Source organism: Dyella koreensis (assembly GCF_044904565.1).
Classification (GTDB): Bacteria; Pseudomonadota; Gammaproteobacteria; order Xanthomonadales; family Rhodanobacteraceae; genus Dyella_D; species Dyella_D koreensis.
The window spans coordinates 287798-311490 of the sequence record NZ_JADIKD010000007.1 but is presented as its reverse complement, the minus strand read 5'-3'; the positions used below and the strand labels follow the sequence as shown (position 1 = coordinate 311490).

The window sequence follows — 23693 nt, the reverse complement described above, 5'->3', positions numbered from 1 at the left end:
GAGGTAGCCCATGGACCGCTCGATCTATGTAGCCATGACCGGCGCCACGCAGATGATGCGTGCGCAAACCGAAGTGGCGCACAACCTGGCCAACGCCGACACCGTCGGCTTCAAGGCGCAGATGTCGGCGTTCCAGCCGCTACAAGTGCAGGGCGCCGGCCTGGCGACGCGCATCAATGGCGTCGCCCAGGGCACCGGTTGGGACTTGCGCAGTGGTGCGCAGGTCGACACCGGGCGTCCACTCGATGTGGCGGTGCAGGGCGATGGCTGGCTCGCGGTGCAGTCGGCGGATGGCAGCGAGGGCTACACGCGCGCCGGTCAGCTGCAGCTCACCGCGGACGGCCTGCTTACCGATGCGCGCGGCAATCCAGTGATGGGCGACGGCGGCCAGCTCACCATTCCGCAGAGTTCGCAGATCAACATCGGCGCCGACGGCACCGTATCGGTGGTGCCGATGGGGCAGGGCCCGGACACCTTGTCGGTGGTTGGCAAGTTGAAGCTGGTGAATCCGGCGCCGGATCAGCTGCAGCTCGGCAACGACGGCCTGATGCATCTCAACGGCGGCGGCGTTGCGCAAGCGGATCCCGCGGTCACGATCAAATCCGGCGCACTGGAGTCGAGCAACGTGAATCCGTCGCAGACCCTGGTGCAGATGATCCAGCTGTCACGCCAGTACGAGTTGCAAGTGCGCGCCATCCGTACCGCCGACGACAACGCGCAGTCGGCCTCGCGCCTGCTGCAAGTGGGCTGATCCAACCATTCATTGCGGCCTGCGCCACGCGCACGGCCTAGCGGAGAACAAGCATGTTTTCATCCCTGTGGGTTGCCAAGACCGGTCTCGATGCGCAGCAGACGCGCATGGACGTGGTCTCCAACAATCTCGCCAATGCCAACACCACCGGCTTCAAGAGCGCGCGCGCATCGTTCCAGGATCTGATCTACCAGAACGTGCGCCAGCCCGGTGGCCAGACCACCGAACAGACACAGGCGCCGTCGGGCTTGATGCTCGGCACCGGTGTGCGCGTGGTCGGCAGCGAGAAGCTGTTCACTCAGGGCAATATCCAGCAGACCGGCAACTCGCTCGACCTCGCCGTGCAAGGGCGCGGCTTCCTGCAAGTGACCATGCCCGACGGCACCATCGCCTACACGCGCGACGGCTCACTGCATCTGGACCAGAACGGCCAGATGGTGACGGCGGCGGGTTACGCGCTGGATCCGGCCATCGTGATTCCACAGAACGCGCAGAGCGTCACCATCGGCACCGATGGCACCGTGAGCGCCACCGTGCCGGGCCAGGCCGCGCCGCAGCAGATCGGCACCGTGCAGCTCGCCGACTTCATCAATCCCGCGGGCCTGCAGCCGAACGGCGACAACCTCTATCTCGAAACCGCCTCCAGCGGCGCGCCGCAGATCGGCCAGCCTGGCCTCAACGGCCTAGGCACCGTGGCGCAGGGTTCGCTGGAAAGCTCGAACGTCAACGTGGTCGAGCAGATGGTGGACATGATCGAAACACAGCGCACCTACGAGATGAATTCCAAGGCGATCTCCGCCGCGGATTCGATGCTGCAGTTCCTCACCAACAAGACCTGAGCACGATCATGTCGATGTACCGCTGCGCGCGTCTGCTCCTTATCCTGCTGGCCATGGCCGGTCTTGGCGGTTGCGCCATGGTGCCGCCGCGCGACGACGGCGCTTTCGCCGCCACACCGCCGCAGGAGCCGGAATCCGCGCCGCCTGCCGACGGCGCGATCTATCACGAAGCGCAGGGCATGGAGCTGTTCAACGATCCGCGCGCGCATCGTGTCGGCGACATCCTCACCATTGCGCTGGTGGAAAGCACCCAGGCCAGCAAGAAGGCCACCACCAGCACCAGCAAGAAAGACAAGACCAATATCGGTGCGCCGACCTTGCTCGGCCAGTCCGTCACGCTCAATGGCAAGCCCGTCACCTTCGGCACCAACGGCGACCGCAGCTTCGACGGCAGCGGCAACAGCAGCCAGAGCAACCAGCTCACCGGCCAGATCACCGTCACCGTGGCGCGCCGTCTTTCCAACGGCAACCTGCTGGTGCGCGGCGAGAAGTGGCTGACTATCAATCAGGGGCAGGAGCTGGTGCGTATCTCCGGCATCGTGCGGCCGCAGGACATCGGGCAGGACAACAGTGTGCCGTCGACGCGGGTGGCAGATGCGCGGATTGCCTATACCGGGCGCGGGTCGCTGGCGGATGCGAATACGCAGGGGTGGTTGTCGCGGTTCTTCAGTTCCAAGTGGATGCCGTACTGATGGATGGGGGGTTGGCAACTTTGAGTTGCACTTCTCCCTCTCCCCTTTGGGGAGAGGGCTGGGGTGAGGGGTGGGTGCTCGCGACTCCGCTTCCTACTTCGTCATTCCGGCGCAGGCCGGAATCCAGTGGCGTTATCGCTCGGTTGTCGCGTTATCGCGACCGGGCTCGCCTGCCGCGGGCTTCCGAACCGCTGCCGCGGTCCGGGTCACTTTCTCTTTGCTGGCCCAAAGAGAAAGTAACCAAAGAGAAATGGCCTGACGAGCAGGCGGTGTGCTTCGTAGCTTCGCATCTTCCAGTGTCAGATGTCGGGATGGTTTCTTCAGTTTCTGACCGTCCGTTCCTCGTCGCCGCTCACATATTTTTACATCGGGTACGCACTATGCGACTCAACGCTATATCTGTCGTAGCTGTGCTGTTTGCGGCTGCCGGTTTCATCACTACTCCTGTCCACGCCGACAAAATCCGCGATCTCGCGCAGGTCGCCGGTGTACGCACGAATCAACTCATCGGCTACGGCCTAGTGGTGGGTCTGGATGGCAGCGGCGATCAGACGACGCAAGCGCCGTTCACCACGCAGAGCCTGGAGAACATGCTGCAGCAGTTCGGCATTACGGTGCCGGCGAATGCACGGCCGCAGTTGAAGAATGCGGCGGCGGTGACGGTGACGGCGGATTTGCCGCCGTTTGCGAAGCCGGGGCAGGCGATTGATGTGACGGTGGCGTCGATCGGTAATGCCAAGAGTATCCGTGGCGGGCAGTTGTTGATGACGCCGCTGAAGGGTGCGGATGGCAATGTCTATGCGATGGCGCAGGGCAGTGTGGTGGTCGGCGGCATCAGTGCGCAGGGCAAGAGCGGATCGAGTGTGCAGGTGAATATCTCGGCCAGCGGGCGTGTGCCGAACGGTGCGACGGTGGAGCGCAGTGTGCCTTCGTCGTTCGATCGCGGCGGCGACCTGGTGCTCAACCTCAATACGCCGGATTTCACTACGGCCGCGCGCATCGCCGACGCGGTGAACCGTGCTTACGGTGTGGGCACGGCGCAGGCGCTGGATGGTGGTTCGGTGGCGGTGCGCGGTCCGGTGGATCCTTCGCAGCGGGTGTCGTGGCTAGGCGCGATCCAGGGTCTGGATGTGACGCCGGGCGATGCACCGGCCCGTGTGGTGGTGAATTCGCGCACGGGCACGGTGGTAATCGGCTCGGAGGTCAAGGTCAGTGCGGCGGCGGTAGCGCACGGCTCGATCCAGGTGACGATTACCGAGCAGCCGCAGGTGAGTCAGCCGGCCCCGTTCAGTCGCGGCGGACAGACGGCGGTGGTGCCGAGCAGCACGGTGCAGGTCAGCGAAGACGGCGCGCATATGTTCAAGTTCGGTCCGGGCGTGAGTCTGGATGCGATCGTGCGCGCGGTGAACCAGGTGGGCGCATCGCCGACGGATCTGATTTCCATCCTGCAAGCATTGAAACAGGCCGGCGCATTGCACGCCGAACTGGTGGTGATCTGACATGGCCGTCGGCGATCCCTCCGCTGCCGGCTCACTGGGTACCTGGACCGAGCTGTCCGGGTTCCAGCAGCTGCGTGCGCAGGCGCAGGGCGACGGCGGCAAGGCGGCTCTGCCGGCGGTTGCGCGCCAGTTCGAAGCGATCTTTACGCAGATGATGTTGAAGTCGATGCGCGAAGCCAGCCCGGGCGACGGCATGGGCGACAGCGAGCAGGGCAATGCCTATCGCGATCTGTTCGATCATCAGCTGTCGTTGAGCCTGTCCAACAGCGGGCACGGTATCGGCATTGCGCAGATGCTGATGCGTCAATTGGGCGGCAAGGACAACAGTGCGGCGGCCGGTGTCGATGCCAGCAGCCCGTCGGCCTGGCGCGACACGCTGGAGCAACTGTCACGTAGCGCGGCGAATGCGGCGGGCAAAGTCAGTCAGTTCGTACCGGGCAGCGGCGATGCGGTGAGTTTCGTGCAGGCGCTGGCGCCGCATGCGCAGGCCGCGGCGGAGAAGCTCGGCGTCTCCGTGCGCGCGCTATTGGCGCAGGCCGCGCTGGAAACCGGCTGGGGCAAGCATCTGCCCAGTCATGGCAACGGCACCAGCAGCAACAATCTGTTCGGCATGAAGGCCGGCAGTAGCTGGGATGGCGACAAGGTCAGCGTGCCAACGCTCGAGTACGAGAACGGCGTGGCCGTGCGCAAGCGCGATCAGTTCCGCGCCTACGATTCGCCCAGCGATTCCTTCCAGGATTACGCGCAGGTGATCGCCAATAACCCGCGCTATTCGGCGGCGCTCGGGCGTGGCGAGGACATCCGCGGTTTTGCGCATGCACTCGCGCGTGGCGGTTATGCCACCGATCCGGGCTACGCCAGGAAGCTGGAATCCATCGCCAATAGCCCGGAAATGAAGCAGGCGCTCGCCTCGCTCAAGTCGGCCGACGGACTGCCGTCACAGGGGGATCGGGGAACGGGGAATAGGGAGCAGGGAACGGAGGGCGGTATATGAGCCTACACGCGAACGCACCCTGCTTTCCCCGTTCCCCATTCCCTATTCCCCGTTCCCCCCTAGCAAGGACCCCACGCCATGGCTGACCTGCTTTCCACGGGCGTTTCCGGCCTGCTCGCCTCGCAGATCGGACTCAGCACCGTCAGCCACAACGTGGCCAACGTCAACACGGATGGCTATAGCCGCCAGCTGGTGCAGTTCAATGCGCGGCCGGCGCAGGCGCTGGGCAACTTCTATGTCGGCACCGGTGTCAACACGGCGGCGGTGCAGCGCGCGTATAGCCAGTACCTCAACACCGCCTTGTGGACGGCCGCTTCAGACCAGGGGCGCGCCGCTGCCTATCAAAGCCTCACAGCGCAGTTGAACAACCAGCTTTCCGGCAGCACCAACCTGCAGACCTCGCTGGACGCGTTCTACGGGGCTTTGGGCGATGTCGCCAACACGCCTTCCGACGCTTCGTCGCGCGGGGTATTGCTGGCACGCGCCAATGCGTTGAGCAGCACTTTCCAGTCGCTGTCCAGCCAGTTCAACCAGCTCGGTGCGCAGGTGCAGCGCCAGCTTGGCGACACGGTGAATTCGATCAACAGCGACAGCCAGTCGATCGCCAAACTCAACGATCAGATCCGCACCGCCTATGCCAGCGGCAAGGGCGAGCCTTCGGATCTGCTCGACCAGCGCGACGCGCTGGTGAAGAAAATCTCCAGCGAAGTCGGCGTCACCGTGGTGCCGCAGAACGATCACACTGTCAGCGTGTTCGTGGGCAACGGCCAGGCGTTGGTCAATGGTGCGAACTCTTATGCGCTGAGCACGGCGCCGAACGCTTACGACCCGAGCAAGCTGGAAGTCGTCGCCAAAGATAGCGGCATGGTGCTCACCGGCCAGATCGGCGGCGGCACGCTCGGTGCCTTGCTTGATTTCCGCAGCAACGTGCTTGATCCCGCGCAGAACCAGCTGGGCCGCGCGGCGGTGGCGATGGCGAGCGCCTTCAATGCGCAACACGCGCAGGGCATGGATCTCAACGGCGCCATGGGCGGCACCTTCTTCAACGTGGGTGCGCCGCAGGTGCTGGGCAACGCGGCCAATCAGGGCAGCGGCACGGTCAGTGCCAGCATCACCAACGTGGGCGCACTCACCACCAAGGACTATGTGCTGAAGTACGACGGCAGCGCGTGGAGCCTGAGCGATACCGCGGGCAATAGCGTCGCGATGACGGGCACCGGCACGTCGGCCGATCCGTTCAAGGCCGATGGCCTGAGCTTCGTCGTCGGCGGTGCGGCCAGTGCGGGCGACAGCTTCCGTATCCAGCCGACCAGCGCCGCCGCGGCGGGCTTCAATACCGCGATCACCGATCCGAACAAGATCGCCGCCGCCGCACCGCTGGTCGCCGCGAAGGGTTCCGGCAATACCGGCAGCGGGGCGGTTGGCGGCATCAGCGTTACCGATCCATCGAATGCGGGGCTGCTTGGCAGCGCCAATATCGTGTTCACTTCGCCGACCACTTACACCATCAACGGCGGCGCGGCGCAGACCTACACGCCGGGGCAGCCGATCAGCGCCAACGGCTGGAGCCTCAACCTCAGCGGCGCGCCAGCGGCGAACGACAGCTTCACCGTCAAGGCCAACAGCAATGCGCGCGGCGACAACGCCAACGCATTGAACCTGGGCAAGGTGGCGAATCTCGGCGTACTCGACAGCGGCAACACCAGCGTCGGCCGCGCCTATGGCCAGCTCACCAGCCAGGTGGGCAGCGCGGGTTCGCTGGCGAAGGACGCGTTGACCACGCAGAACTCGGTGTATCAGCAGGCGTTGCAAACCCAGCAGGGCGTATCCGGCGTGAACATCGACGAAGAGGCGGCCAGCTTGGTGCGCTATCAGCAGGCGTATCAAGCCTCGGCTCAGGTGATCTCCACCGCCAACCAAATTTTCAGCGCGCTGCTTAGCGCGGTACACGGCTGAGGAGCGCGTCCATGAGAGTCTCAACCAGCTGGATGGCCCAGCAGTCCGTCAACAGCATGATGGACGGGCAGTCGAGCCTTGCCGACCTGCAGAACCGCATCAACAGCGGCAAGCGCATCAACCAACCGTCCGACGATCCGGTGGGCGCCGCGCGCGCGCTGGAGCTGAGTCATATGACGGCCGACGTGACGCAGTACCAGCGCAACATCACCAGCGCGAACGCGCGCCTCGGCATCGAGGATCAGGCGCTGTCCACCTCCACCGATGCGCTGACCCGCGTGCGCACGCTGGTGCTGCAGGGCATTACCGGTTCGCAGACCGATCAGACACGCGGCGATATCGCCGCCGAGCTGACCCAGATCCGCCAGCAGTTGATGGGCCTGGCTAACGGAAAGGACGGCAATGGTGATTATCTGTTCGCCGGCAACCAGACCGGTGCGCAGCCGTTCTCCATGCAAGGCGGTGCAGTGAGTTACCAGGGCGACAACGGTCAGCGCATGGTCGCGGCCGGCCCCGGCATGCAGGTGGCGACTGGCGATCCGGGCAGCGCGGTGTTCATGAACATCCCGACTGGCAACGGCACCTTCCAGGTCGCCGCGACAGCAGGCAACACCGGCACCGGCGTGAGCGGCAGCATCAGCGTGGCGGACCGCACGCAGTGGGACAACGGTAGCTACACCATCAAATTCACCGCGCCCAACGCCTATGAAGTGCGCGATGCCGGCAACAACGTGGTGAGCACCGGCAGCTATGCCAACGACGGTAATTCGGTCGTCGCATTCCGCGGCGTGCAGATCGGCATCACTGGCACGCCAGCGGCGGGCGACGGTTTCAACGTCGCGCCGTCCGGTCAACAGGACATCTTCACCACGCTGGGCAACATCATCAGTGCGCTGCAGACCACCGGCGGCGGCACGGCGATGCAGAACACGCTCAATCAGCAGTTCTCTAACCTCGACCAGGCGATGGACACCATCACGCAGACACGCGCCGCCATCGGCGGCCGCATGAATGCGCTGGACCAGCAGCAGTCGCTCAATGGTGATCTCTCGCTGCAATACCAGAGTTCGCTGTCGGATGTGCAGGACCTGGACTACTACGACGCCATCAGCAAGTTGAATCTGCAGAACACCGCGTTGCAGGCGGCGCAGATGACCTACACGAAGGTGCAGAGCTCCACGCTGTTTGATTACTTGCGGTAGGGCTCTTGACCGTCATTCCGGCCTTCGCCGGGATGACGGATGGCGAAGGCCGTCATTAACCGTTATGCGCATGACATCACTAAAACATTTAATCAAGGGCATTCAAGTTTCCGCATGAAGGGTCGAAACAGTCACTGAGGCGGCGATGTTCCAGCAGGAATGCCCGCTGACATCAACCGCCGGCCCATGTCGGCTTTCAGACCCGAAACGGAGTAACTCCCATGGTCATGAGCGTCACCACCAACATCAGCTCGCTGAATGCCCAGAACAACCTGGCCAAGACGCAGAGCAAACTGAGCACCGCCATCGAGCGCCTGTCCTCCGGTATGCGCATCAACAGCGCTAAGGACGACGCCGCCGGCCTCGCCATCTCCACCCGCTTCACCACCCAGATCAACGGCCTGAACCAGGCGGTGCGCAACGCCAACGACGGTATCTCGATGGCGCAAACCACCGAATCCGCGCTGGACGAGGTCACCAACAACTTGCAGCGCATCCGCGAGCTGGCCGTGCAGTCCGCCACCGGTTCCAACTCCACCACCGACCGCGCCGCGCTGGATAAGGAAGTGCAGCAGCGTCTGGCTGAAGTGACCCGTATCGCCCAGCAGACCAACTTCAACGGCACCAAGGTGCTGGACGGCAGCGCCGGTTCGGTCGCCTTCCAGGTCGGCGCCAACGTCGGCGAGACCATCAGCGTCAACTTCAGCGTCGGCATGAAGACCAACCAGGTCGGCCAGGTCGATACCGCCGCCGTCACCGCGAGCGGCACGGCTCCGACCTACCCGCTGACCCTGGCGGCTGACCAGACCGTCAAGATCGGCACCACCAACATCACGCTGAAGAGCGGCACGGTGTTCAACACCGCCAACGACGTGACGGATGCCCTGAACGCCGGCTTCAAGGATCAGGGCGTCGACGCCCAGGCTTCCGCTGACGCCACCGGCAAGATCAGCATCCAGGCGTTCGGCGCCGACGTGGACGCTTCTGCCGCCACCGCGCTCGGTTTCGCCGCGGCTGACAAGGCCACTCACGCGCTCGACGCCAAGCACCTGTCCGACGCTTCGGTCGGCACGGTGTCCGGCGCCAACGACGCGATCCGTCGCGTGGATGCCGCGCTGCAGTCGGTGAGCGACCTGCGTTCCAACTTGGGTGCCGTGCAGAACCGCTTCCAGTCCACCATTTCCAACCTGCAGACCATTTCGCAGAACCTGAACTCGTCGCGCAGCCAGATCCAGGACGCCGACTTCGCTTCGGAAACCGCGAACATGTCGAGCGCGAACATCCTGCAGCAGGCCGGCGTGTCGGTGCTGGCCCAGGCCAACTCCAGCCAGCAGAGCGTGCTCAAGCTCCTGCAGTAACTCCCGGCGGACGGCCGCGCCTGAAACGCGGCCGTCCCTTTTCATAAGGAAATCCAGCGACCATGGCGATCACCACCACTTCCACTTCTTCGGGCGGCACTCTCAGCTCGCTCGGCAGCGGTTCGGGATTGCCGCTGGCGGACATGGTCACTCAGCTGGTGGCGGCGAAGAAAGCGCCGCTGCAGAACCAGATCACCTCGCAGGCCAATACGGCCAAGACACAGATTTCCGCACTGGGCCAGGTCAGCTCGGCACTGTCGGCACTGCAGACCGCGCTGAAGGGCCTGAGCGACGGCACCGCCTTCCAGACCCGCAAGGCCGCGACCAGCGACGCCAGCGTGTTCAGTGTCAGCTCGACCACCGGCGCAATGAGCGGCAGCTACAACATCAACGTGTCGCAGCTGGCGACCGCGTTGAAGGTGCAGTCGGCCGGCGTGGCCAGCAGCGACGCCAAAGTCGGCACCGGCACGTTGACCATCGGTGTCGGCAGCAAGTCGATGAGCATCGATATCGGCAGCGACGGCGCTTCGCTGTCGCAGATCCGCGATGCGATCAACAAGAACAGCAACAACCCCGGCGTCTCCGCCACCATCGTCACCGGCTCGGACGGCGCGCACCTGGTGCTCAGCAGCACCGCCACCGGCCAGGCCAACGCCTTCACGGTGAGCAGCAGCGGCGGCGACGGCGGCCTGGCGGCGCTCAATTACAGTCCGGCCGCCAGCAGCAACGGTATGTCGGTGGTGAACGCCGCGCAGGACGCGAAATTCACCATCGACGGCATGGCCGCCACCAGCGCCAGCAATACCGTGACCGGGGCTATCGACGGCATCACGTTGAGCCTGTGGAAGCAGGGCACGGCCACGCTTTCCGTCAGCAACGACAGTTCGGCGGCGTCCACCGCGGTGGGCAACTTCGTCACCGCGTACAACAACTTCGTCGGCGTATACCAGCAGCTCACGGCCTACGACCCGTCCGGCGCCAATACCGGCCCATTGATCGGTGATGCCACGCTCAACAGCATCAAGAGCACGCTGTCGTCGATGATCAGCGGGCCCGGCGGCAATGGCGCCATGCTGAACTCCATCGGCGTCACCCTGCAGATCGACGGCACGCTCAAGCTCGACACCGGCGCGTTGTCGACGGCGCTGAGCGACGGCGGCACCAAGGTCAGCGGCCTGTTCGCCGGCGCCAATGGCATGGCGACCAAGCTCAACAGCCCGCTCACCGACTGGACCGCCAGCAGTGGCGTGCTGACCACGCGCACCGCCAACCTCAACAAGCAGCTCAGGGACCTGAGTACGCGCCAGGACGACCTCAACGCCCGCATGGATGCGCTCACCGCGCAGTACACCAAGCAGTTCACGGCGCTGGACACCCTGGTGACCAAGCTCAACAACACCGGCAGCTATTTGACCCAGCAGTTCGACGCACTCACCAAGAGCAGCAAGTAAGCGAGGAGCCAGACCATGGGATTCGGATACGGCGCTGGCGCCTACCAGCAAGTGCGTTCGCACGGTTCAGTGGAAACGGCCGATGCGCATGGCCTGATCACTATGCTGATGGACGGCGCCATCGAGCGCCTAGTCAAGGCGCGCGGCCATATGGTGCGCGGCGAAGTGGCCGCCAAGGGCGAGCTGATCTCGCGTTGCATCGACATCATCGGCGAACTGCAGGGCAGCCTCGATCCCAAGGTCGAGACCCCGCTGGTTCCCCAGCTCAACGCGCTGTACGACTACATGAGCCGCCGCCTGTTGCATGCCAGCCTGCATAACGACCCGCGCGTGCTCGACGAAGTCACCGGCCTGCTGCAGCAACTGCGCAACAGCTGGGCAATGATCCCGCTCGACGCGCGCCGCCCGCAGCCGGCGCAGGACCCTACATGACCGCAACGCTGCTCGAACGCGCGGTTTCGCTCAGCCGGTCCATGATGGAAACCGCCGCTGGGGCGGACTGGGACAGTTTCGCGCGGCTGCAGCAGGAGCGTGAAGATCTGCTGGCGCAAGCCTTCCAGTCAGGCGAGCGCGACGAACCCATCCTGCGTACGCTGATCGCCTGCAACCGTCAGTTGTGCGAGGAAGTGGAGCGAGCACGCGATAAAGTGGCGCTGGATTGGCAACAGGCCCAGGGGCGATCGCAGGCTATTGCGGCCTACGCTGCCAGCCTGGGAGCGATAGATTCATAGAAAGAGGGCGCAGGCTGGCGGCGCTTCCTGGTTCATGCAAGGTCTGGTTCTCGCGCCCTCGCTATCCGTCCCTGATACTTGCCGCCTCCGTCGCCGGGGCGGCAAGGCCATGTCGTTGTACGAGGGGGACATCCAATGAATGCCTGGGACGAATTCCAACAACTGCTGGCCTGCGAAGGCGACTGGCTGGCCGAGGCCGAGCCATTGGCGCTGCCGCTGGACGAGCGCATCGCCACCGGCTACGCCGAGCGCAATCTCTCCGCGCTGACCATGATGGCGGTGCTGGAAGAGCGCCGCGCCGAGCCCCTCGACGACGACAGCCCGCTGATGCAGGAAGTGGCGCGGATGGACGCCAAGCTCACCGCGCTGATCCACATCATCAACCACGTATTGATACCGGATGCTCTGGTACGGCCGCGCCACGCCCTGCGTTTCAACGCCATGGGCGCCGTGTTGCCGTCGGCGCTGGCGGTGGCTGGCGACACTTTGTTGTTGCGCCTCCGTTTTGACGCTTGCCCCAGCTTGCCGCTGGAGTTGCCGGCGTGCGTACAGCGCCGTTTTGATGACGGCAGCCAGTTCGTTTTATTCGAAACTATCTCCGATGCCCTGCGCGAAGGGCTGGAACGTATGGTTTTTCGTCAACACCGACGCAGAGTGGCAGTCACCCGCCAAGGGCACGCTTCGCAGGCGTGACTGGCTTGGTTTTTCGAATGTGACTGCCCTCACAAAACCGGAAGCCAGTCCGTTTGGTTTTTGACGCAGCCGACAGTTGTTCTGTGCGCTGGCACAGTTCTGGCGCCCGTCAGCTCAGGTTCATTTAACCCCCGTCGCTCAAGAGCTTGCGGCACCTTGTCGACGTCAAATGCCCGCTTTTTGTCGACGCGGCGGGACGGAAAACCGACCCCATCCCCTGGGTGTGCCGTTTCGTCGACACATCGTTGGCCTCGATCTTGCGTTATGCCATGCGACGTCAGCGACGAAGCGTTGACGCGATACGCGCAAGTGATCCGGGACGGAAATCCGGACACGCGCCATAGCAGGGGGTTGTTGTGCATAACGAAGTCCAAGACATCGACGTACTGATCATCGAAGCGGATGCCGTCAGGGCGGAAACCGTCAAATCGGCACTGCAGTTTCTGGGTTATCGCCCGCATCAGGACGGGCATGTCGCGCCGGCCGACAACGGCAAACGCGACTGGTGTGCGATCTATATCGGTGACGTAGTGGACCTCGACGATTTCCAGCGTCAGCTCGACACGCTGGGCGAGCAGGCCTTGCACCTGCCGTTGCTGGTTGCGGCCGATTCGCCGCTCGCCGCGCAGATGCCCGGTGCGCTGCCCGGTTCGCGTTCGCGACCGGTGGAACTCATCAGCTTTCCGCTGCGCTATGAGCCGCTGATGGATGCGCTACGACGCTTCGCCGCGCCGTCGCGTACGGCGTCCGGTTACAAGAGTACTGCCGCGCCATCCGCGCTACATCGCATCGTGGGCGGCTCCGCCGCGCTCGGTCGCGTGAACGCGCTGATCCGTCAGGTCGCGCCGTTCGATTCCAACGTGCTGGTGCTTGGTGAGTCCGGTACCGGCAAGGAAATGGTGGCGCGCGCCATCCACGAAAACTCACAGCGACGCGACAAGCCATTCATCGCGATCAACTGCGGCGCGATTCCCGCCGAACTGCTGGAAAGCGAGCTGTTCGGCCACGAGAAAGGCGCCTTCACCGGCGCGATCAGCGCACGCAAAGGCCGCTTCGAACTGGCCGAAGGCGGCACGCTGTTCCTCGACGAAATCGGCGACATGAGCCTACCGATGCAGGTGAAGCTGCTGCGCGTACTGCAGGAGCGCGTGTTTGAGCGCGTCGGCGGCAACCGCACCCAGCGCTGCGACGTGCGCATCATCGCGGCCACCCATCGCAACCTGGAGCAGGCCATCGCCGATGGCGGCTTCCGTGAAGACCTGTACTACCGTCTCAGCGTGTTCCCGCTGGAGATGCCGCCGCTGCGCGAACACCTGGAAGACATGCCCGAGCTGATCGGCGAGTTCAACCAGCGCCTGCTGCGCCGTGGCCTGACCGGCGTGCGTTTCAGCACCAGCGCCATGAACGCACTGCGCAGCCACACGTGGCCGGGCAACGTGCGCGAGCTGTGCAACCTGGTCGAACGCATGGCTATTCTCTATCCCTCCTGCGAAGTACGCGCCAGCGACCTGCCGGAAAAATATCGCGGCATTCCTGTGGGCGAAGAAGTGACGGGCGCGGCCTTGCTCGCCTTGATGGAAGGGCGTTCACCGGTCATCGCGCCGGCGATGGCGAGCGAGTCGGCGGCGATCCTGCCGGAGGGTGGCCTGGATCTTAAGGATCACCTTTCGGATATCGAGGTGGGGCTGATCCGGCAGGCGCTCGATGCCACAGGTGGTGTGGTGGCGCATGCGGCTAAGTTGTTGCGGATGCAGCGCACGACTTTGGTGGAGAAGCTGCGCAAGTATGGGTTGCAGACGGGGTTGCAGGTGCCCTGATGCGCTTTGTCTCCCTCTCCCCTTTGGGGAGAGGGTTGGGCCCTTGTGATGCCGCCTCTACTTCGTCATTCCGGCGTAGGCCGGAGGCGCTTCACAACGGCGAAGCTGGTCATCCAGTAGTGGTTCGCTTCGGTGGTCGCGCTGTCGCGACCTGGCCGCTTATGCAGCGGGCATTCCGACTCGCTGCCGCGAGCCGGGTCACTTTCTCTTTGCTGGCCCAAAGAGAAAGTAACCAAAGAGAAATGGCCTGAGAGCAGGCGGTGTGCTTCGTAGCTACGCATCTTCCAGTGCCAGACATCCGGATGGCTTCGCTTCTTGCTCTCTTCGCTGGAGCTGATTGGCGTCGTCAGAGCCGCGCGATTTTCTCCTCCCCCTGCTTGCAGGGGGAGGCTGGGAGGGGGTAAGCCCTTGCGACAACCTCTCCCGAAACGCTTTCTCAAGTACTCACCCCTCCCCAACCCTCCCCTGCGAGCAGGGGAGGGGGCAAGAGCAAACCCGGCGTCTGACACTGGAAGATGCGTGGCTACAAAGCACGCCGCGCTCTTCCGACCATTTCTCTTTGGTTACTTTCTCTTTGGGTCAGCAAAGAGAAAGTGACTCGGGCGCCGGCAGGCGTCCGAAATGCCCGCTGCATAAGCGGCCAGGTCGCGATAACTCATCGATTGTCGCCCGCTGCATAAGCAGCAAAAGCGCGATAGCGCACCCATCAATCACACCGCACACACCCATGGCACGCCTCGTGCATCTACCCCCATATTCGTGATCACGCGTTGGAAAACCGTCATGAGTCAGATCGACGTCAACAGCTTGTTGTCTCAGATGCGCCAGCTCTCTACGCAGGTGCGTATGCCGGAGACTTCGTTTACTAACGCGGCTTCTGCATCGCAGGGCGGGGACTTTGGCGCGTTGCTGCGTCAATCGATCGCCGCGGTGGGGCAGAACCAGATGGAAGCGGGAAAACTTGCCGCGGGTTTTGAGCGCGGCGATGCGGGCGCGGATCTGGGGCGCACGATGGTGGCGGTGCAGAAGGCTGATTTGTCGTTGCGCGCGATGACTGAGGTGCGCAACAAGTTGGTGGATGCCTACAAAGACATCATGAACATGCCGGTGTGATGAAAAAGCCGGGGAACAGGGAACGGGGAACAAGAGCTGCAAGTTTGTGACGCCCTTGCCATTCCCCGTTTCCCATTCCCCGTTCCCGCCTTCTCCTAACCAAGAGCAGTTTTCATGGCAGAAAACGCCATCGCGCAAACCGGCAACGGCTCGCGTCTGGACCCACTGAAGAACCTCGCGCAGAACCCGGCGACGCGGCAGCTGATGCTGCTTGTCGCGGTGGCGGCGGCGGTGGCGTTCGGCGTGGCGGTGGTGCTGTGGTCGCGCGGACCGAATTTCGGTCTGTTGTATGCGGGGCTGGATCAGAAGGACGCGGCGGCAATCACGCAGGCGTTGCAGGCCTCCAATACGCCCTATCAGCTGGGTGCGGATGGTGCGTCGATTTCCGTGCCGGCAGCGGATCTGCCCAGTGTGCGTCTGAAGTTGGCGGCGCAGGGTTTGCCGCAGGGCAGCGCGGGCACCAGTACATCACTGTCGGCGGGAGATTCGCCGTTCGGCATGAGCGATCTGGCCGAGCGCACGCGTTACCAGCAGATGCTGGAGACGGATCTGGGCAACACCATCGCGGGCCTGCAGTCGGTACGTGCCGCGCGAGTGCATCTAGCCTTGCCAAAGCCATCGGCTTTCGTTCGCGACAATCGCCAGGCCAGTGCGTCGGTGCTGGTCACGCTGTATCCGGGGCGCCAGCTCGATGCCTCGCAAGTGGCGGCGATCGTGCACCTGGTGTCGGCCAGCGTGCCGGAGCTGGATGCGCGCCAGGTTTCGGTGGTGGATCAGCAAGGCCAGTTGCTCACCGTGACCGATCCGGACAGCGCGGGCGCGGTGGGCGACAGCCGTCTTCGCCTCGCCACACGGATGGAGAACACCTATGCGCAGCGCATCGAGGAATTGCTGACGCCGCTGGTCGGCCCTGGCAAGGTGCGTGCGCAGGTCTATGCGGATCTGGATTTCAGCCAGACCGAGAAGGCCACCGAAACCTTCAATCACGAAAACCCCGCGCTGCGCAGCGAGCAGACCAGCAGCGAACAGCGGCGCGAAGGCAATGGTGGCGCAGTCCCCGGCGCCTTGAGCAATCAGCCGCCGAACACCGTGGCGCAACCCACGGCGGCCAAGCCGAACGCGGGTGCCGCGACGGCGGCCAATACCAACGCCACCGCAGGCGGCGAAAACTCCAGCAGCTCCACGCGCAATTACGAACTCGACCGCACCGTTAGTCACGTCAGCGATCCGGCCGGACGCCTCGCGCGTCTCACTGTTGCGGTGGCGGTGGACAACAAACTGATCACCGACGACAAGGGCAGCAAGAGCGTCGCCTTTACGCCGCAGGAGCTGGAGCATCTCACCGAGCTGACCAAGAACGCGGTGGGCTTCAACCAGACGCGCGGCGACAGTGTCAGCGTGATCAACCAGCCTTTCCACAAGGCGCCGGGCGATGAAGCTTTGCCGGAACAACCGTTCTGGCAGCGCCCCGGCATGATGGATCTGCTCAAGCAGGGCGGCGGCGTGTTGATCGCGCTGATCATCGCCTTCGGCTTGTTGCGCCCCTTGCTGCGCGGCGTGTTGAAGGGGCCGGGCACGGCGCTGCAGACCCTGCCTTCGCCGATGCCGACGGTGTCAGTGCGCATCGACGATCCGCAGGACGAGATCGACGGGCAGGGCCGTCTCGGTCCGCCGCCCGGCATGGCATATGAAACACGCGTGGCGATGGCCAAGCGCATGGTTACCGAGAATCCCAAGCAAGTCGCACAGGTAGTCAGGAGTTGGGTGGGCGAAGATGGCGGCTAATATCGAGATCAACGGCGCGCAGCGCGCGGCGATCCTGTTGCTTACGCTCGGCGAGCAAGATGCCGCCGAAGTGCTCAAGCACCTCAACGCACGCGACGTGCAGGCGGTGGGCCAGGCGATGGCTGGACTCACCAATGTGTCGCGCGATCAGGTGGAGCAAGTGCTGGCTCGCCTCAACGAGGACATGGGCCGTCACACCGCATTGGGCGTGGGCACCGAGGAATACATCCGCAAGATCCTGGTCAACGCGCTGGGCGAGAGCAAGGCGGGCGGCCTGATCGACCGCATCCTGCTCGGCCGCAGCAGCAAGGGTCTGGAGTCGCTGAAGTGGATGGAGAGCCGCGCTATCGCCGAGATGATCGGGCAGGAGCATCCGCAGATCATCGCGCTGGTGCTGGCGCATCTCGAACCCGATCAGGCCGCCGAGGTAATCGGCTACCTGCCGCCGCGCGTGCGCAGCGACGCGGTGATGCGCATCGCCACGCTCGACGGCGTGCAGCCGCATGCATTGAACGAGCTGGACGAGATCATGGAGCGCCAGTTCTCCGGCAACACCAACAAGCTCAAGTCCGCCACTGTCGGCGGCCTGAAGGCGGCGGCGGATATCCTCAACGCGATGGAGTCCACCCGCGAAGCCGAGCTGATCTCGGCCATTCGTGGCCACGATGCTGGCCTCAGCGGCCGTATCGAAGAACTGATGTTCGTGTTCGAGGATCTTGCCGAACTGGACGACCGCAGCATGCAGATGCTGCTGCGCGAGGTGCCGTCGGCGCGTCTCGTGACGGCGCTGAAGGGCTCCGAGCAAAGCGTGCGCGAGCGCATCTTCGCCAATATGTCCAAGCGCGCCTCCGACATGCTGCGCGACGATCTGGAAGTGTCCGGGCCGGTGCGCCTCAGCGAGGTGGATGCGGCGCAGAAGGAAGTGCTGCAGATCGCGCGCAAGCTCGCCGACGCGGGGCAGATCAGCCTTTCCGCGACAGGTGACGACTTCGTCTGATGGCAGCGATCCTTACCCGTGAGCAGTTGCCGGGCTTCCAGCGCTGGGAGTTGCCCGACATGGGCGAGCCCAAACCCACGCCGGCGGAAGCCGCGCGACCCACCGTCAGCGATCTGGAAGACCTGGAGCGCGAGGCGCGCGAGGCCGGCTACGCCGCCGGTCTCGCCGAAGGCCGCGCAGCGGCGCACGACGAATATGTGCAACGCGTGGTGCAACTTGAGGCGATCCTGCAGGCGGCGGCTCGCCCGCTGGGTGCACTGGACGATGCCACCGAACAGGAACTGGCACGGCTCGCACTGGTAATCGCGCGGCAGGTGATCGCGCAGGAATTGAAGGTGTCACCGGAACTGATCGTGCAGACCGTACGGCAGGCCGCGCTGGCGCTGCCTTCGGCAACACGTGCCTTGCGCGTCTATCTGCATCCCGACGATCTCGCCTTGCTGCGCGAACACGAAGCCGCCGAACCGCACTGGCAGTTGCTGCCCGATCCCTCGATGCAACGCGGCGACTGCCGCCTCGAAAGCGAAAGCTCGCGCCTCGACGCCCGCGTTGAAACGCGGCTGGCCGCCGTCGTCGATGCCGTTTTCGGCAACGACGTGGAAGCCGATCCCGAGGCCGAGATGGCATGAACACTCACGCGCCCGCGTCGACCCGGCATCGCTGGCAACAGCGCCTGGCGCGTCGCGCGCGTCGCGCGGAAGCGGCATCGACGCTGGTGGTGGAAGGGCGACTGCGCCGTGTCGTGGGTTTGACCCTGGAAGCCGAAGGCTGCGAGGCGCCGCTGGGCGCACGCTGCCTGGTCTCCACCGCCGACGGCACCCAGCTCGATACCGAAGTCGTCGGCTTCGCCGACGATCGTTTGCTGCTGATGCCAGTCACCGAAATGCACGGCGTACTGCCGAACGCGCGCGTGCGTCCATGCGCGCGTGCTGGCGATCTGCCCGTAGGCGCGGCATTGCTCGGTCGCGTGGTCGGCGCCGATGGCGTACCGCTCGATGGCCTGGGTCCGCTGGAAGTCGACGAACACGCCACACTCAAGCGCGAGCCGATCAACCCGATGGCGCGCAAACCCATCGACGCGCCGCTGGATACCGGCGTGCGCGCGATCAATGCCTTGCTCACCGTCGGCCGCGGCCAGCGTCTCGGCCTGTTCGCCGGTTCCGGCGTCGGCAAGTCGACACTGCTCGGCATGATGACGCGCTACACCGACGCCGACGTCGTCGTGGTCGGCCTGATCGGCGAGCGCGGCCGCGAAGTAAAGGAATTCGTCGAACACACGCTGGGCGAGGAAGGCCGTGCCCGCGCGGTGATCGTCGCCGCACCCGCCGATGCGCCGCCGCTCAAGCGCCTGCGCGGCGCGCAATACGCCACCGCCATCGCCGAATGGTTCCGCGACCGTGGTCAGCGCGTGCTGCTGCTGATGGATTCGATCACCCGCTATGCGCAGGCGCAGCGCGAAATCGCGCTTGCCATCGGTGAACCGCCCGCGACCAAGGGCTATCCGCCGTCGGTATTCGCGCTGCTGCCGGCGCTGGTCGAGCGCGCCGGCAACGATGCGGAAGGGCGCGGCTCCATCACCGCGTTCTACACCGTGCTTGCCGAAGGCGACGACTACCGTCATGACCCCATTGCCGATGCGGCACGCGCGATTCTGGACGGTCATATCGTGCTTTCGCGCGACCTGGCCGAGGCCGGTCACTATCCGGCCATCGATATCGAAGCCTCGATCAGCCGTGTGATGCCAGCCGTGGTGGATCGCGCGCACCTGCGTGCGGCGCAACAGTTCCGCCAGATCTACTCCGCTTACCGTCAGCAGCGCGATTTGATCGCAGTCGGCGCCTATCAAAAAGGCTCCGACCCGCAAGTCGACAAGGCCATCATCATGTGGCCGCAACTGCGTGCGTTCCTGCAACAGGAAGTGGACGAGCCGACCGCGCTGGCGCCCGCTATCGATGCGCTCGGCGCCATCGCTGATGAGGCCGCTGCATGAAGTCGCGCGCCACCCGCCTGACACCCGCCGCCGACCACGCCCGCGAAAAGCGCGAGGACGCGGCGCAGCGCCTGGCCGACCAGCAGGGCAGGTTGCAGGCGGCCGAACATCAGCTCAGCGAGCTGCATCGTTATCGTGCCGAGTACGCCATCGGCGACCAGTCCGGCGGCATGTCGGTCAGCGCACTGGTCAACCGCCAGCAATTTCTCGAGCGCATCGACAAGGCTATCGCGCAGCAATTGTTTGAAGTGGAACGCCAGCGCCGCCTGCTCGAACAGGCCGGCAACACCTGGCGCAATGCCCATGCGCGCGAGCGCGCGCTGGACAGCGTGATCGGCCAATACCGCGAGCAAGAGCGCAAGACCGAGGAACGCCGCGAACAGAACGACGTCGACGAGCGCATGCAGCACCGCCCCGCCGCACGCCGCCGCGACACCTGACCTGGACCTCCCATGGCTACGATCGTCTCCCTACCTATGCCCGCCTCCAAGACACCCGCCGCCGGTGCCACGCGCACCGCGCATGGCGCCGAGCCGTCGTCGCCCACGCCTGGCCAACCCGGCCAGACCTTTACCAATCAGCTCGATCAAGTGCTGCGGCAGCAGACGAACGTAATGCCACTGACTGGCGACGTTGCACCGCTGACCGTCGCGTTGCCAAAAGCCCCCGCATCGCTCAAGGAGCCGACGGCCTTGCTACAAGAGGCGACGGCGGACGATGCCACGATCGATCCCGCCGAACGCAACGGCAATGTGCTGGCCGCTGCGGTACTGGCGATGTTGGGGCAGGGCGCAGCGGCACCCGCGACCACCGCGCAGGCAGGTAAGTCCGCAGGTTTGTCGTTAACCGGCAACAAGACCGCGCTGCAACTTCATCCCGGCGCGGCCATGACAGGCAATACGGCAGACGCATCGCCAGTCGGTGCAGCCGCGGCCACCCCGATAGTCGACGTAGCCACACTCGCCGCGAACGACATCGGCCCGTCCATCGCGGAACCACACAAATCCGCCGAAGCATCCGCCGCAGACCTGCTCGCCGCACCCTTGAACCTCCACTCAGCCCCCAGCGGCACACCCGCACCGCACGCGCTGAAAATGGACGCCCCCGTCAACACACCTGCCTTCGCGCAGGAACTCGGTCAGCAAGTAGCATGGCTCGGCGGCCAGGACATCAAACAGGCCCGCATCCGCCTGCGCCCGGAAGAACTCGGCCAGCTCGACGTGAAAGTCAGCGTTGAACACGGTCGCGTCGACGTGAGTTTTACCGCGCAGCATCCCTCCGCGGTGACCGCCGTGCAGCAGACCTTAGGGCAGCTTGATCTGATGCTGGCCGGGCATGGATTGTCGCTGGGGCAGGCGCAGGTGGGGCAGCAGGGTGGTCATGGTGGTGGGCGCGAGCAAGCGGGGCAGGCAGGGGATGTGTTCGCGAATGAAGCTGAGCCGGTGGGGCAGGTGGCTCAGCCGATGGCGGTGGGATTGCTCGATACGTTCGCCTGACTGACGGTAGGCGGAACCGATGGGGCCCACCGCGAGGCGACCTATCGCCTTTCTACTAAATCAGTTGGGTTTTAGTAGCAAATTGACAGGTGCCGATGAAGCTACCTGTGGTTCCGGCCTTTGAGTGGGCCGATGAGGGGGGGGCTAGTGTCAGATTCACTCGAACTTCAAGCGGAAGTGAACCTGACACCGTTCTTTTCTCGATAGCAATGTCCTGTGGGCTTACCGATTCGGCGCGGGCGTCGCCTGATAAAACACATTCATCCACTTGCCATCCCGTTTCATCCATAAGGACGACGCGTAGCTGTCAAGTTGGAAGGCCTTGCCATGATCAAGCCCCGCTGCCTTTACGTGGTAGGTAACAAGCGCGGCATTCTCCGCGACAAAGCGGACGTCGAATCCTGAAAGCTCGCATTGGTCGAAGCGTACATTCGCGTCCATGGCCGATGTTTCGCTGCGCACTCTGTCCACCACGCCGGTGCCGGTGACTGTGAAGAAGTCCGGCGCATGGAGGGCTTTGTAAGCAGTGGCATCCCGCTTGATGGCTAAATCCCAGCTTGCCCGCTCTTCGGCAAACAAGCGTTGTCCGATCGTGTCATTCACTGCGGCGGGTACAAGGGTGGGAGAGGCTGCGGCATCACAAACGGCTGGCGTGGCGGCGGCGAGTATCGATAGCAGTAGGGCAGCTAGAGCGGTGCGCATGGAGAATATTCGATAGTTTGTCATGCAATTAGAATGTAATTAGGATCGATAAACCGTCAAACGAATAAATTTCGGATATATGGCCGCCGAGCCCGACTTCGACCGAACAGATTTCGCCATCCTTCGCCTTTTGATGAAGGATGCATGGTTGTCCAACAAGCAGATCGCGGCTGCGGTTGGCCTTGCGCCATCCACCTGCCATGAGCGCATCAAGTCGCTCAGGGCGCGCGGCGTTTTGCGGGGTGCTCATGCCGAGGTGGATCTGCGTGCGATCGGGTTCGCACTGGAGGCTGTGCTGCTCGTGCAGCTTGGCAAGTTGGAGATCGATGTTGTCGATAACTTCGTGAGCGCTACCGCCACGGTTCCGGAAGTTCGCGGTGTGTTTCTTGTATCGGGTCGCGCGGATTTAATCGTCCACGTCGTTGCGCGGGACATGGAGCATTTGAAGGCGATCATTTCGGAGCACTTCAATCGCCACGCTGTTGTGCTGCGCGTGGAAACGTCCGTGGTGTTCAATCGCCAGCAGCAGCACGTCATGCCGCTTCCGCTTTAGAGGTTGGGTTCGGAATCAATTGATCGAGGTGGAAAGCTAAGCCGTGGGGTCCGTTTTAGACCCGAAGCGGGTACACCGAGGTCATAACTCTCGTTTGAAATGACCTGCGAGATTTAGATGGACCTACTTTGCAGCTTCACTGGGGGAATCATGCGTCGCTTCTGCTTGGCCCAACGTGGCTGTTGGCCGTTTGTTTGCCTGATAGCCCTGTGGGGCGCTTCCTTTTTTACGAAGGCCATGGCGGCTCCAGTTTTCGCGGACGGTCAGCCCAACTCAGCCCCTGTTGTGCCGTCGCCATCCTTGAACTGTGCTGACGATGTAGTCGAACGCACTGTGCGAGCTTTGAAATTCTCTGGGGGAAAAGATTTTTGGGAAGGTGATTATCACAGTGAATGCAGGCTTGATCCGGCACACGATGACAGGGCCATCGTAGCTCTGGCATACGTATCGGGAGAGGAGCGCACCGGAAAAACGTTGGATACCAATCCTGGGACCCGGGACCTCGACATAGTGATCCTGGAACTCTCGGACGGCAGTATCCTTGCCCGCGGCCATTGGGACAGCGAAATCCAAGATGATGCAGAGCATCTCGAAGGGTTCGGCATCGATACAGGCCAATACATATTGGCGCAAGGCAAGCGTGCCTTCGGTATACGCACGGCCAATTCGACCCATTGCACGTGTGCAAATAGCAGTTGGGGTGGGTTGATCCTCTTCGCCCAAAATGGTGATCGTGTCGACAAGCTGCTCGAAACCACGATGCATACATGGCAAGCAGAGTCCGATGGCTACGAAGACAATCGGCCGCTTTGCAGCGAGTCGTATACCGAGCAGCAAAGCACCATCGTTGTCGGTCGACACAAAGAACACGGCATGGCTGATCTGAATCAGCTGACCGTTGGGCAGGCGTATTACGAGTCCGATGAAGCCACCGCCAAATGCCCAGCATTGCCCCCCAGCAAAGTCAGAAAGACATGGCGGTTCGACGGGCGCGAATACAAATCGGTCGAGCCACAGCAGGGTTCATGATGGACCGCACTAGGATTTGAACAGGGTTATGTCCGCTTCCGACCA

General features: G+C 63.8%; 23 protein-coding genes. 22 read left to right on the top strand and 1 reads right to left on the bottom strand.

Features of this window, described 5'->3' with window-relative positions; all coding sequences use genetic code 11:
• Positions 1 to 10 precede the first annotated feature (10 nt).
• The 20 genes from flgF to ISS97_RS05165 all read left to right on the top strand — a co-directional run bounded on the left by flgF (position 11) and on the right by ISS97_RS05165 (position 21364).
• The gene (gene flgF, locus ISS97_RS05260) at positions 11 to 751 is read left to right on the top strand and encodes a flagellar basal-body rod protein FlgF (protein WP_379986031.1); all 741 of its coding nucleotides are present in this window, start codon (positions 11 to 13) and stop codon (positions 749 to 751) included.
• 53 nt (positions 752 to 804) lie between these two features.
• Entirely contained in the window at positions 805 to 1590 is a 786-nt protein-coding gene (flgG, locus tag ISS97_RS05255) for a flagellar basal-body rod protein FlgG (RefSeq protein WP_379986030.1), read from the top strand.
• Positions 1591 to 1604: 14 nt separating this feature from the next.
• A complete protein-coding gene (flgH, locus tag ISS97_RS05250) occupies positions 1605 to 2282 on the top strand; it encodes a flagellar basal body L-ring protein FlgH (RefSeq protein ID WP_379986170.1) in 678 nt (225 codons plus the stop codon).
• A 380-nt stretch (positions 2283 to 2662) separates the two neighbouring features.
• Entirely contained in the window at positions 2663 to 3781 is a 1119-nt protein-coding gene (locus tag ISS97_RS05245) for a flagellar basal body P-ring protein FlgI (protein WP_379986029.1), read from the top strand.
• A gap of 1 nt (position 3782) precedes the next feature.
• Positions 3783 to 4775: a flagellar assembly peptidoglycan hydrolase FlgJ gene (gene flgJ, locus ISS97_RS05240; protein ID WP_379986027.1), complete on the top strand. Its 993-nt coding sequence runs from the start codon at positions 3783 to 3785 to the stop codon at positions 4773 to 4775.
• A 78-nt stretch (positions 4776 to 4853) separates the two neighbouring features.
• Positions 4854 to 6731 (top strand): flagellar hook-associated protein FlgK, encoded by a 1878-nt coding sequence (flgK, locus tag ISS97_RS05235; protein ID WP_379986025.1) that lies wholly within the window; start codon positions 4854 to 4856, stop codon positions 6729 to 6731.
• A gap of 11 nt (positions 6732 to 6742) precedes the next feature.
• Entirely contained in the window at positions 6743 to 7933 is a 1191-nt protein-coding gene (gene flgL, locus ISS97_RS05230; RefSeq protein WP_379986023.1) for a flagellar hook-associated protein FlgL, read from the top strand.
• A gap of 227 nt (positions 7934 to 8160) precedes the next feature.
• A complete protein-coding gene (locus ISS97_RS05225) occupies positions 8161 to 9291 on the top strand; it encodes a flagellin (protein ID WP_379986021.1) in 1131 nt (376 codons plus the stop codon).
• A gap of 62 nt (positions 9292 to 9353) precedes the next feature.
• Entirely contained in the window at positions 9354 to 10742 is a 1389-nt protein-coding gene (gene fliD / locus ISS97_RS05220) for a flagellar filament capping protein FliD (protein ID WP_379986020.1), read from the top strand.
• A gap of 15 nt (positions 10743 to 10757) precedes the next feature.
• Entirely contained in the window at positions 10758 to 11174 is a 417-nt protein-coding gene (gene fliS, locus ISS97_RS05215) for a flagellar export chaperone FliS (RefSeq protein ID WP_379986019.1), read from the top strand.
• A complete protein-coding gene (gene fliT, locus ISS97_RS05210) occupies positions 11171 to 11473 on the top strand; it encodes a flagellar protein FliT (RefSeq protein ID WP_379986018.1) in 303 nt (100 codons plus the stop codon). Before fliS ends, fliT begins: the two co-directional genes overlap by 4 nt.
• Before the next feature lie 135 nt (positions 11474 to 11608).
• A complete protein-coding gene (locus ISS97_RS05205) occupies positions 11609 to 12166 on the top strand; it encodes a PilZ domain-containing protein (RefSeq protein ID WP_379986016.1) in 558 nt (185 codons plus the stop codon).
• Between the two features lie 356 nt (positions 12167 to 12522).
• Positions 12523 to 13983 carry a sigma-54 dependent transcriptional regulator gene (locus tag ISS97_RS05200; RefSeq protein WP_379986015.1) on the top strand — a complete coding sequence of 487 codons (1461 nt, stop codon included), beginning with the start codon at positions 12523 to 12525 and terminating at the stop codon, positions 13981 to 13983.
• A gap of 783 nt (positions 13984 to 14766) precedes the next feature.
• Positions 14767 to 15096: a flagellar hook-basal body complex protein FliE gene (gene fliE, locus ISS97_RS05195; RefSeq protein ID WP_379986014.1), complete on the top strand. Its 330-nt coding sequence runs from the start codon at positions 14767 to 14769 to the stop codon at positions 15094 to 15096.
• 114 nt (positions 15097 to 15210) lie between these two features.
• Positions 15211 to 16881, top strand: coding sequence for a flagellar basal-body MS-ring/collar protein FliF (fliF, locus tag ISS97_RS05190; protein ID WP_379986013.1), 1671 nt, complete (start codon positions 15211 to 15213; stop codon positions 16879 to 16881).
• 7 nt (positions 16882 to 16888) lie between these two features.
• Complete coding sequence (fliG, locus tag ISS97_RS05185; protein WP_379986168.1) at positions 16889 to 17878, top strand: flagellar motor switch protein FliG; 990 nt, start codon at positions 16889 to 16891, stop codon at positions 17876 to 17878.
• On the top strand, positions 17878 to 18507 hold the full coding sequence (locus ISS97_RS05180; protein ID WP_379986011.1) for a flagellar assembly protein FliH: 630 nt from the start codon (positions 17878 to 17880) through the stop codon (positions 18505 to 18507). Before fliG ends, ISS97_RS05180 begins: the two co-directional genes overlap by 1 nt.
• A complete protein-coding gene (gene fliI, locus ISS97_RS05175) occupies positions 18504 to 19868 on the top strand; it encodes a flagellar protein export ATPase FliI (protein ID WP_379986010.1) in 1365 nt (454 codons plus the stop codon). Before ISS97_RS05180 ends, fliI begins: the two co-directional genes overlap by 4 nt.
• Positions 19865 to 20308 carry a flagellar export protein FliJ gene (gene fliJ / locus ISS97_RS05170; RefSeq protein WP_379986009.1) on the top strand — a complete coding sequence of 148 codons (444 nt, stop codon included), beginning with the start codon at positions 19865 to 19867 and terminating at the stop codon, positions 20306 to 20308. Before fliI ends, fliJ begins: the two co-directional genes overlap by 4 nt.
• Before the next feature lie 12 nt (positions 20309 to 20320).
• A complete protein-coding gene (locus ISS97_RS05165; RefSeq protein WP_379986008.1) occupies positions 20321 to 21364 on the top strand; it encodes a flagellar hook-length control protein FliK in 1044 nt (347 codons plus the stop codon).
• A gap of 222 nt (positions 21365 to 21586) precedes the next feature.
• Here the strand turns inward: ISS97_RS05165 and ISS97_RS05160 are convergent, their stop codons facing one another.
• Positions 21587 to 22066: a DUF4440 domain-containing protein gene (locus ISS97_RS05160; RefSeq protein ID WP_379986007.1), complete on the bottom strand. Its 480-nt coding sequence runs from the start codon at positions 22064 to 22066 to the stop codon at positions 21587 to 21589.
• Positions 22067 to 22145: 79 nt separating this feature from the next.
• Between ISS97_RS05160 and ISS97_RS05155 the strand changes: the two genes are divergently transcribed.
• Positions 22146 to 22619 (top strand): Lrp/AsnC family transcriptional regulator, encoded by a 474-nt coding sequence (locus ISS97_RS05155; protein ID WP_379986006.1) that lies wholly within the window; start codon positions 22146 to 22148, stop codon positions 22617 to 22619.
• A gap of 150 nt (positions 22620 to 22769) precedes the next feature.
• Entirely contained in the window at positions 22770 to 23648 is an 879-nt protein-coding gene (locus ISS97_RS05150; RefSeq protein WP_379986005.1) for a PA3715 family protein, read from the top strand.
• The last annotated feature ends 45 nt before the right edge of the window (positions 23649 to 23693 follow it).